Source organism: Mycobacterium sp. TH-M106, assembly GCF_057473765.1.
Genome location: NZ_JBYCLE010000493.1, coordinates 1 through 8975 on the forward strand (window position 1 = coordinate 1; position 8975 = coordinate 8975).

Annotated in this window: 13 protein-coding genes; 7 read left to right on the forward strand and 6 right to left on the reverse strand. The window is 66.3% G+C overall.

The genetic code is table 11. The features are described from left to right. The coding region (locus AC2VOP_RS17380; RefSeq protein WP_486962117.1) for a cytochrome P450 at positions 1-1081 on the reverse strand (1081 nt) is incomplete at its 3' end. Further along, positions 1081-1689, reverse strand: a complete 609-nt coding sequence (locus AC2VOP_RS17385) for a TetR family transcriptional regulator (protein WP_486962127.1) — start codon at positions 1687-1689, stop codon at positions 1081-1083. The genes AC2VOP_RS17380 and AC2VOP_RS17385, both read right to left, overlap by 1 nt. A gap of 176 nt (positions 1690-1865) precedes the next feature. On the opposite strand from AC2VOP_RS17385, the gene AC2VOP_RS17390 reads away from it, so the two are divergent. Genes AC2VOP_RS17390 through AC2VOP_RS17405 form a run of 4 tightly spaced genes read left to right on the forward strand, consistent with a single transcriptional unit; the run spans position 1866 to position 5445 of the window. Further along, complete coding sequence (locus AC2VOP_RS17390; protein ID WP_486962118.1) at positions 1866-3335, forward strand: aldehyde dehydrogenase; 1470 nt, start codon at positions 1866-1868, stop codon at positions 3333-3335. Between the two features lie 22 nt (positions 3336-3357). After that, the gene (locus tag AC2VOP_RS17395; RefSeq protein ID WP_486962119.1) at positions 3358-4119 is read left to right on the forward strand and encodes an SDR family oxidoreductase; all 762 of its coding nucleotides are present in this window, start codon (positions 3358-3360) and stop codon (positions 4117-4119) included. Then, a complete protein-coding gene (locus AC2VOP_RS17400; protein WP_486962120.1) occupies positions 4116-4970 on the forward strand; it encodes an NAD(P)-dependent oxidoreductase in 855 nt (284 codons plus the stop codon). Before AC2VOP_RS17395 ends, AC2VOP_RS17400 begins: the two co-directional genes overlap by 4 nt. Before the next feature lie 22 nt (positions 4971-4992). Then, a complete protein-coding gene (locus tag AC2VOP_RS17405) occupies positions 4993-5445 on the forward strand; it encodes a carboxymuconolactone decarboxylase family protein (protein ID WP_486962128.1) in 453 nt (150 codons plus the stop codon). A gap of 86 nt (positions 5446-5531) precedes the next feature. On the opposite strand, the gene AC2VOP_RS17410 is transcribed toward AC2VOP_RS17405, so the two are convergent. Next, positions 5532-5798 carry a hypothetical protein gene (locus tag AC2VOP_RS17410; RefSeq protein ID WP_486962129.1) on the reverse strand — a complete coding sequence of 89 codons (267 nt, stop codon included), beginning with the start codon at positions 5796-5798 and terminating at the stop codon, positions 5532-5534. Between AC2VOP_RS17410 and AC2VOP_RS17415 the strand changes: the two genes are divergently transcribed. Continuing rightward, positions 5764-6156 (forward strand): PIN domain-containing protein, encoded by a 393-nt coding sequence (locus AC2VOP_RS17415; protein ID WP_486962121.1) that lies wholly within the window; start codon positions 5764-5766, stop codon positions 6154-6156. The genes AC2VOP_RS17410 and AC2VOP_RS17415 overlap by 35 nt on opposite strands. An 88-nt stretch (positions 6157-6244) precedes the next feature. On the opposite strand, the gene AC2VOP_RS17420 is transcribed toward AC2VOP_RS17415, so the two are convergent. Together AC2VOP_RS17420 and AC2VOP_RS17425 are read right to left on the reverse strand one after the other, a co-directional pair. Beyond that, positions 6245-6682, reverse strand: a complete 438-nt coding sequence (locus tag AC2VOP_RS17420; protein ID WP_486962122.1) for a TA system VapC family ribonuclease toxin — start codon at positions 6680-6682, stop codon at positions 6245-6247. Then, on the reverse strand, positions 6679-6921 hold the full coding sequence (locus tag AC2VOP_RS17425; protein ID WP_486962123.1) for a type II toxin-antitoxin system VapB family antitoxin: 243 nt from the start codon (positions 6919-6921) through the stop codon (positions 6679-6681). Before AC2VOP_RS17425 ends, AC2VOP_RS17420 begins: the two co-directional genes overlap by 4 nt. A gap of 49 nt (positions 6922-6970) precedes the next feature. Between AC2VOP_RS17425 and AC2VOP_RS17430 the strand changes: the two genes are divergently transcribed. Continuing rightward, positions 6971-7213, forward strand: coding sequence for a ribonuclease HepT family protein (locus tag AC2VOP_RS17430; RefSeq protein WP_486962124.1), 243 nt, complete (start codon positions 6971-6973; stop codon positions 7211-7213). Positions 7214-7216: 3 nt separating this feature from the next. Further along, complete coding sequence (gene purD / locus AC2VOP_RS17435) at positions 7217-8485, forward strand: phosphoribosylamine--glycine ligase (protein ID WP_486962125.1); 1269 nt, start codon at positions 7217-7219, stop codon at positions 8483-8485. On the opposite strand, the gene AC2VOP_RS17440 is transcribed toward purD, so the two are convergent. Next, positions 8482-8975 (reverse strand): gamma-glutamyltransferase (locus AC2VOP_RS17440; protein ID WP_486962126.1); only part of this gene is annotated, 494 nt, incomplete at its 5' end. The two genes, purD and AC2VOP_RS17440, sit on opposite strands and share 4 nt — an antisense overlap.

Sequence of the window (8975 nt, forward strand, 5' to 3'; positions counted from 1 at the left end):
CCCGGGCCTCCATCCGGGCCAGGTGGGCACCCAGGCAGAAATGCGCGCCGCTGCCGAAACTGAGCAGCTTCGAACCGATGTCGCGCTCGATCCGGTACGAGTCGGGGTCGTCGAACACCCGCTCGTCTCGGTTGCCCGAACCGGGCAGCAGCAGCACCACGTCGCCGGCGGGGATCGTGGTGCCTCCCGCGGTGAAATCCTCGGCGACGGTGCGGGCCAGGATCTGGCTGGGAGTGTCGTAGCGCAGCGTCTCCTCCACCCACAGCGGAATCCGGGAGTGGTCGGCGAAGATCGAGGCGAGCTGCCGCGGGTTCCGGTGGCCCCAGTAGACCGCGCTGCCCAGCAGCTTCGCAGTGGTCTCGTTGCCGGCAATCACCATCAGGAACAAAAACGCCGTGATCTCCTCGTCGGCCAGTGAGTCCCCGTCGATCTCGGCCTGCAGCAGCGCCGAGGTCAGGTTGTCCGCGGGCGTCTTCTTGAAGTCGTCGATCATCTGCGCGTAATAGGTCATCAACTCAACCGACGCCTGAATCGCCGACGGAGGAACATCGGCGATGCCCTCCTCGCGGTGTAGGACCCCGTCGGCCAGCGCGCGGATGCGCAACCGGTCGGGCTCCGGGACGCCCATCAACTCGGAGATGACGTCCATCGGCAGCTTGGCCGCGAAATCGGCTATGAAATCAAATGTTTCGCCGGCCTGAAGCACATCGTCCAAGTGCTGACGCGCCAGGTGTCTCACCTGCGGCTCCAGCTCACGAATTCGGCGCGGGGTGAAGCCCTTCGACACCAAGCTGCGCAGCCGCAGGTGGTCGGGGTCGTCCATCGCCAGGATCGACATCACCTTATGGGCGTGCGGGCCGCGGGAGATGGGGTCCAGTGAGACACCGTCGACGTTCGACAGCACCTGGCTGTTGCGGAACCCGTCCAGCACGTCGCGGTGCCGAGACAGCGCCCAGAAATTCAGATCGTCGTTGCGATACACCGGTGCCTCGTCGCGCAGCCGCCGGTAGTACGGGTAAGGGTCCTCGTGGAAGTCGTAGTCGTAAGGGTTGAGCACCGGCTCGACGGTCTGCACGCTCATCAGCGACCTCCTGACGAGAGGATCAGGTCGACAACGTATTCCAGCCGGTCGGCGATCTGGTGATAGGCGAAGGCGCCGCTGCCCGCGTTGACCAGTGCGCCGAAGAACGTCATCTCTAGCGCGGACACCGCGCGGGCGTCGGCGTCGGGTCCGATTGCCGACGTGATGCGGCGGTGTATCTCCGCGCCGATCCGGTCGCGGACCACACGCACCGCCGGGTCTGCACCGCCGCCGAGCAACGCCGTCGTACAGGCAGCGGCGACTTCCGGCTCGTCGGCGACCACCAGCGCCAGCTGGCGTAGCGTCCGGCTCACCCGGCTCGCCATCGGTTCGTTGACGTCGGTGAAGTACGGAACCTGACGCACCAGATCGAGGTAGACCTCGGCGATCAGATGGTTCTTCGACGAGAAATAGGTGTAGGCGGTCGCCGGGGCTACCTTGGCGCGAGCAGCGACCGCACGGACGGTGAGCTCGGCGTAGGACGTTTCCCGCAGCATCTGAACACCGGCCGCCAGCACCTTGCGGAACGTCTCCTCCTGACGGCGGTTACGCTGTGCACCCGGCGCCTGCTCTTCGACGTTCGCTGTGAGGGGAGTGACGGGCGCCACCGGGTCACTGGACACCTGTCTAACCTATCCGACGATGGCGGCAATGGGCAAGTACGCAGGTGTATCCTCCCGTCTTGCACCACCACCGGAATGCAGGCTAGGGTTCAGCATAGAGAATTCCAGACAAGTGTCTAGCAAGACGCTGTCCTTTGCGAAATCACGTAGGGGAGTCACACATGGCGTTACCGGCCGACGGCAGCACCAGCCTGGTCATCGACAACACGCTGGTCCCGGGCGGGGCGGGCACCTTCGCCACAGTCAACCCGGCTACCGAGGAGGTGCTCGGTAAGGCCGCGAACGCCGACGCCGCCGACATGAACCGCGCGATAGCGGCGGCGCGGCGCGCCTTCGACGAGACCGACTGGTCACGTGATACCGCACTGCGGGTGCATTGCGTGCGGCAGCTGCGCGACGTACTGCGCGAACACCTCGAAGAGTTGCGGGAGCTGACCATTGCCGAGGTCGGCGCACCCCGAATGCTCACCGCCGCAGCACAGTTGGAAAGCCCGATCGTTGATCTAGGATTCGCCGCGGACACCGCCGAGGGCTATCAGTGGAGCCGGGACGGCGGCGAGGCTGCGCCGCTGGGGATCGCGACTCGGCGTGTCATCACCCGCGAGCCGGTCGGCGTGGTGGGGGCGATCACGCCGTGGAACTTTCCGCACCAGATCAACCTCGCCAAGCTGGGGCCGGCGCTGGCGGCCGGGAACACGGTGGTCCTCAAACCCGCGCCCGACACGCCGTGGTGCGCGGCCGTCGTCGGGCAGCTCATTGCCGAGGAAACCGATTTCCCGCCCGGTGTGGTCAACATCGTCACCTCGCTCGATCACAGCCTGGGGGCGATGCTGGCCAAAGACCCACGGGTGGACATGGTTTCGTTCACCGGTTCGACGGCCACCGGCCGCAGCGTGACGATCGACGCGGCCGGCAGCATCAAGCGGGTGTTTTTGGAGTTGGGCGGGAAGTCGGCGTTCGTGGTGCTCGACGACGCCGACCTGGCGGCGGCGAGCGGGGTGTCGGCTTTCTCCGCCTGCGTGCACGCCGGGCAGGGGTGTGCGATCACCACCCGGCTGGTGGTGCCGCGGACACGCTACGACGAAGCGGTCGCAGTCGCGGCGGCGACCATGTCGTCGATGAAGCCCGGCGATCCGGCCGATCCCGGCACTGTGTGCGGGCCGCTGATCTCAGCGCGCCAACGTGACCGGGTGCAGGGCTATCTCGACCTGGCGGTCCACGAGGGCGGGACGTTCGCATGCGGCGGCGGGCGGCCGGCGGACATGCCGACCGGATTCTTCATCGAACCCACGGTGATCACCGGCCTGACCAACGACGCCCGGGTAGCTCGTGAGGAGATCTTCGGTCCGGTGCTCACAGTGATCGCCCACGACGGTGACGACGACGCGGTGCGCATCGCCAACGACTCGCCATACGGGCTGTCCGGCACCGTGTTCGGCGCCGACCCGCAACGCGCCGCTGCGGTCGCGTCCCGGCTGCGGGTGGGGACGGTCAACATCAACGGCGGGGTGTGGTACTCCGCGGACATGCCGTTCGGCGGTTACAAGCAGTCCGGCAACGGCAGAGAGATGGGAATCGCCGGGTTCGAGGAGTACCTGGAGACCAAAGTCATTGCTACCGCAGTGAACTAGCGACTTTCGAGGAAGACAGAAGATGGGACAGTTCGACGGCGTCGCTGGAAAGGTGGCCATCGTGACCGGCGCTGCCCAGGGCATCGGTCAGGCCTACGCCCAAGGACTGGCCGGCGCGGGGGCGGCGGTGGTGGTCGCCGACATCAACGCCGACGCCGCGCGGGCGGTGTCCAAGAAGATCGTCGCCGACGGCGGATCCGCCGTCGGGGTGCCGGTCGACGTCTCCGATCCGGATTCCGCGGTAGCCATGGCCGACACCACGGTGGCCGAGTTCGGCGGCGTCGACTTCCTGATCAACAACGCCGCCATCTACGCGAGTATGAAGCTCGACCAGCTGTTGACCGTGCCGTGGGACTACTACAAGATGTTCATGAGTGTCAACCTCGACGGTGCCCTGGTCTGCACCCGCGCGGTGTACAAGCAGATGAAAAAGCGTGGCGGCGGCGCGATCGTCAACCAGTCGTCGACCGCGGCGTGGCTGTATTCCAACTTCTACGGTTTGGCCAAGGTCGGCGTCAACGGCCTGACCCAGCAACTGGCGCGCGAGCTCGGCTGGATGAACATCCGAGTCAACGCGATCGCACCCGGGCCGATCGACACCGAAGCCACCCGGACCGTCACGCCCGGGGCGATCGTCGAGGACATGGTTGGCCGGATCCCGTTGCCACGGATGGGCACTCCGGATGATCTCGTCGGGATGTGCCTGTTTTTGCTGTCGGATCAGGCTGGCTGGATCACCGGGCAGATCTTCAACGTCGACGGCGGACAGATCATCCGATCATGAGCGCCGCTGTCAAGCTCGGCTATATCGGGCTGGGCGACATGGGCGCGCCGATGGCCAAGCGGCTGGTCGACTGGCCTGGTGGGCTAATGGTTTTCGACGTTCGAGCCGAAGCCATGACGCCGCTGGCCGACGCCGGCGCCACCCCAGCCGGCAGCGTGGCCGACATTGCGGCCGCCGCGGACATTATCAGCGTCACGGTTCTCGACGACGGTCAAGTCCGCGGCGTTGTCGCCGAATTGGCGGCCAACACCACGCCGGGGACTATCATCGCCATCCACTCGACCATCAGCGACAGCACAGCCGTCGAACTCTCGAAAGAGCTTTCCCCGCAGGGTATCCACATCGTCGATGCCCCGGTCAGCGGCGGCGGCGGTGCCGCCGCGAAGGGAGAGTTGGCGACCATGGTGGGCGCCGAGCGCGAGGTGTACGAACAGATCAAGCCGGTGTTCAAGCAGTGGGCGTCGCTGGTCATTCACGCCGGGACTGTGGGTGCGGGCACCCGAATGAAGCTGGCCCGCAACATGTTGACTTTTACCTGCTACGCCGCTGCGGGCGAAGCCATGAAACTGGCCGAGGCGGTGGACCTGGACCTGCAAGCGCTGGGCCGGGTGGTGCGACACACCGATGCGCTCACCGGCGGCCCGGGAGCAGTCATGGTCCGCGACACGACGGCGCCGCTGGCTCCGGATCACTTCCTGTATCAGCCGTTCACCCACACTCGGGGGCTCGGCCAAAAAGACCTGAGCCTGGCGCTGAAACTCGGCGAGGCGACCGGCGTGCAACTTCCGCTGGCACAGTTGGCGTTGCGCCGACTCGCGTTCGGCCTGGGCGTGCCAGACCCCGCCGACTGATTGGAGGCCCTGCATGGACGAGATGGACGAACTGCGGCGTACCGGCCTGGACAAGATGAACCAGGTCTACGCCTGGGACATGCCGGACATGCCCGGAGAGTTCTTCGCCCTCACCGTCGACCACCTGTTCGGCCGGATCTGGACCCGGCCCGGGCTGTCCCTGCGTGACCGGCGGATGGCAGTGATCGCGGTGCTGACCGCCCAGGGGCAGGAGGATCTGCTGGAGGTGCAGGTCAACGCCGTTCTGGAGAACGAGGAGTTCAGCGTCGATGAGCTGCGGGAGCTGGCGGTGTTCATCACCCACTATGTGGGGTTTCCGCTGGGCTCGCGGTTCAACGGAGCGATCGAGCGAGTCGTCGCAGAACGTGCCAAGCGGAAGAAGGCCACTAAGGCCGCCGGGTCCGGCGCGGCGTCTGGCAAAAAAGCCAATGCCGCAGCGGTGCTGGCCAAGGAGGCTGGTAAGTCGCGCAGCTAACGGGTGACAGCGGGTCGTTCAGCGACCGGCAGTTCGCCGGATGAGGGATTACTCTTCACGTTGTGGGCTATAGTTAGCACATGCGACTACACATTACCGTGGAGGACGAGCTCGTCGCCGAGCTCGACCAGCGGGCTGGGCGCCGGCGACGTAGCGCGTTCATCGCAGAGTTGATTCGTCGCGGACTCGATGATGAGCGGCGATGGGATGATATCGAGGCTGCGCTCGGAGCTATCCCCGACGAGGGTCACGAATGGGACGATGATCCTGGCAATTGGGTCCGTCGCCAACGTGCCGATAAGCGTCGCGTCGGCTGACATGGCGAGGGTCCTGCTCGACTCGACCGTCCTCATCGATGCTCTCCGTGGCCGTCCGGCCGGTGACCGCCTGCGCGCATTGCGCCGGCAGGGTGACGAACCGTGGACCTGTGCGATCTCGGTTGAGGAGATCTGGCGTGGACTGCATGCCGGTGAAGAGGTCCCAGCGCGGCGACTGGTGCGCGGATTGCGATGCGCTCCCCTGGGCCCGTCCGAAGGAATTCGCGCTGGGCAGTGGCGCCGCCAATTCGCCGTCCGAGGGATCACTCTTCACCAGGCCGACTGCTTGATCGCCGCCGCCACGGCCGGAATTGAGGCTCGCTTGGCGACGGGCAATCCCGCCGACTTTCCCATGGACGACATCACGGTCGAACACTGGCCCGTCGGTCGATGAAGGCGAATTGCCCGCAACATGGCGACGGGTGTCCCTGGGCGCAAGGTGCCCGTGCGGTCGCAGCGCTGTCGGTGGAGCGGTTCGCCGATCAGCCCACCAACGGATTCCGCACGACGAGCGCTGAACCGAATCGTCCGAAATCGCGGTCGGCCGACCACAATTCGCGCACACCATGCGCTGAGCACAGTGCGGCGATCCTCGCGTCGTGCACCATCGGGCCGGTTACCTTTCCTGCGGTGAGCACCGCCTTGAACTGGTTCCAGTAACCTGCCGGCTCGCTGAGTACGACAAGCGAAGGCGAAGCCAGCCATGTGTCTACCTGCGTTACTGCCTGGCTACGTGTACTCGGTGGGTCGTAGATCTTCGGGTGCGTGGTGATCGCGAAGAACTCGTGCAGGCATGGCCAGGGGATCGCCCACACTGATCGTCCTTCGGCAAGCGTCTGGATGTTACGAGCGGCTGCGGCGTGGAACTCGGTATCCCGCCGATGCGCGTATACGAGGATGTTGGTGTCGATGGCGATCATGCTCGGTGGTCGTAGACCGTGTCCCGGATCTGCTCCCACGATGCACCGCGAAACGCCGGCTGCAGGCCCCGGCCGTCGACGCTGGCGTCGGCGAGCACGAAGGGCAAGTCGGTTGAGCGTTGCTCGACCACGGTGCGCAGGCCGGTCTCGATCAACTCGCGCAGCGTGGTTCGCTCACGACGCGCGAGTTGCTGCGCCTCGCGGAGCAGTTCATCGGGAAGATTCACCGTGGTTTTCATATGGCTAACCATATCAACAAAGCAACACAGCTGTATATTTAATGACGTTGTGAAAGCTCGCGGCCCTGCTGGCCGGCACCGCGACCGAATTGTCGCAACCCTCAACGACCTCATCCGGTCCACCGACACCGTGTCGCGGCTCGTTGCGCGGGGCAAGAACGCCTATGACTCCGATGAAGCCATGCGATTAGCCGCGCAGGTCATCTTGCACAAGATCGGTGAAGCCGTTGCCCGGTTGCCGGACGAATTCCTCCGCGTCCGCCAGATCCTCGACCGACCGCTAGGGTTGTGATCCGTGCAGGTGCTCGTGATCGGTTCGGGAGCCCGCGAACACGCGCTGCTGTTGGCTCTGCGGGAAGATCCGCTGGTTGACAGGCTCGCGATTGCGCCGGGCAATCCCGGTGCCGCGACGGTGGCCGACCAGCATGACGTCGATATCACCTCTGGGGAAGCCGTCGCCGCACTAGCCAGCGAGGTCGGCGCCGACCTGGTGGTGATCGGCCCCGAGGTGCCGCTGGTGCTGGGCGTGGCCGATGCCGTGCGCGACGCCGGGATCGCATGCTTCGGTCCTAGCCGCGACGCAGCCCGGATCGAGGGGTCCAAGGCGTTCGCCAAGGACGTGATGGCTGCTGCCGGTGTGCGCACTGCGCGGAGCGAAATCGTGGACAATCCAGCGCGTCTGGACGCCGCGCTGGACCGGTTCGGCCCGAGTGCCGGCGAGGCCGCCTGGGTGGTCAAGGACGACGGCCTGGCCGCGGGCAAGGGCGTGGTGGTGACAGTGGACCGGGCCGCCGCGCGCGCGCATGCCGCCGGCCTCCTGGATGCAGGACACCCGGTGCTGCTGGAGTCCTTTCTGGACGGGCCGGAGTTGTCGCTGTTCAGCGTGGTCGACGGTGAGACGGTGGTGCCGCTGCTGGCTGCGCAGGACTTCAAACGGGTCGGCGACGGCGATGTCGGCCCCAACACCGGCGGTATGGGCGCGTACGCGCCGCTGCCGTGGCTGCCCGACGGCATGGCGACGCGGATGGTCCACGAGATCGTCGAACCCGTTGCTGTCGAGCTGGTTCGGCGCGAAAGCCCGTTCTCCGGATTGCTCTACGCCGGGCTGGCGATCACACCGGATGGGCCGGCGGTCGTCGAATTCAACTGCCGCTTCGGCGATCCTGAGACGCAATCGGTGCTGGCACTGCTGGATTCGCCGCTCGGACAGTTGCTGCATGCGGCTGCCACCGGCGGGCTCGCCGGGTTCGGTCCGCTGCGCTGGCGCAGTGGTGCGGCGGTGACGGTGGTGCTGGCCGCCGAGAACTATCCTGGACGGCCACGTCTCGGCGATGTCGTCACTGGCGCCGACAACGTGGGTGTGCTGCATGCCGGGACCGCTCGCCGCGACGACGGAGCGATCGTGTCGTCCGGCGGACGGGTGCTGTCAGTGGTGGGCACCGGCGTCGACGTGACCGCAGCCCGGGCCGAGGCCTACCGCCTCATGGATTTGATTCGACTGCCGGGCAGTCACTTTCGTAGCGATATCGGACTGGCAGCGGCAGAAGAGAGGATCCGCGTTTAGTAGCCGGCGGCTAGGCCGTCGCGGCGCGGGTCGCTTGCCCCCAGGTATCCGTCATCGAGCCGCCAGATCGCCTGGCAGCTGCCGAACTGCTGGTAGTCGCCGGTGACCGTCAACTGGTGGCCCCGGCGGAGCAGTTCGTCGAGCGTCTCGGCCGGAAATCCGCGTTCGCAGTTGACTTCCAGATCCCGGACCCACCGGAATCGCGGCCCGTCGCAGGCCGCCTGTGGGTTCTGGCCGTGGTCGATGATCCGGCTCACCACCTGGACGTGACCTTGCGGCTGCATGTCGCCGCCCATCACCCCGAAGCTCAGCACCGGCACACCGTCCTTGCTGACGAAGCCCGGGATGATGGTGTGGTACGGCCGTTTTCTCGGGCCGACCCGGTTCGGATGTCCGGGTGTGGCAACGAAACCCGAACCACGGCTCTGCAACGAGATGCCGGTTCCCGGCACCACCACCCCGGAGCCGAATCCCGGGAGATAGTTGGACT

Coding starts and splice junctions, on each gene's coding strand:
- AC2VOP_RS17390 (WP_486962118.1), top strand. CDS start 1,866: ATGGCGTTACCGGCCGACGGCAGCACCAGCCTGGTCATCGACAACACG.
- AC2VOP_RS17395 (WP_486962119.1), top strand. CDS start 3,358: ATGGGACAGTTCGACGGCGTCGCTGGAAAGGTGGCCATCGTGACCGGC.
- AC2VOP_RS17400 (WP_486962120.1), top strand. CDS start 4,116: ATGAGCGCCGCTGTCAAGCTCGGCTATATCGGGCTGGGCGACATGGGC.
- AC2VOP_RS17405 (WP_486962128.1), top strand. CDS start 4,993: ATGGACGAACTGCGGCGTACCGGCCTGGACAAGATGAACCAGGTCTAC.
- AC2VOP_RS17415 (WP_486962121.1), top strand. CDS start 5,764: ATGGCGAGGGTCCTGCTCGACTCGACCGTCCTCATCGATGCTCTCCGT.
- AC2VOP_RS17410 (WP_486962129.1), bottom strand. CDS start 5,798: ATGAGGACGGTCGAGTCGAGCAGGACCCTCGCCATGTCAGCCGACGCG.
- AC2VOP_RS17420 (WP_486962122.1), bottom strand. CDS start 6,682: ATGATCGCCATCGACACCAACATCCTCGTATACGCGCATCGGCGGGAT.
- AC2VOP_RS17425 (WP_486962123.1), bottom strand. CDS start 6,921: ATGAAAACCACGGTGAATCTTCCCGATGAACTGCTCCGCGAGGCGCAG.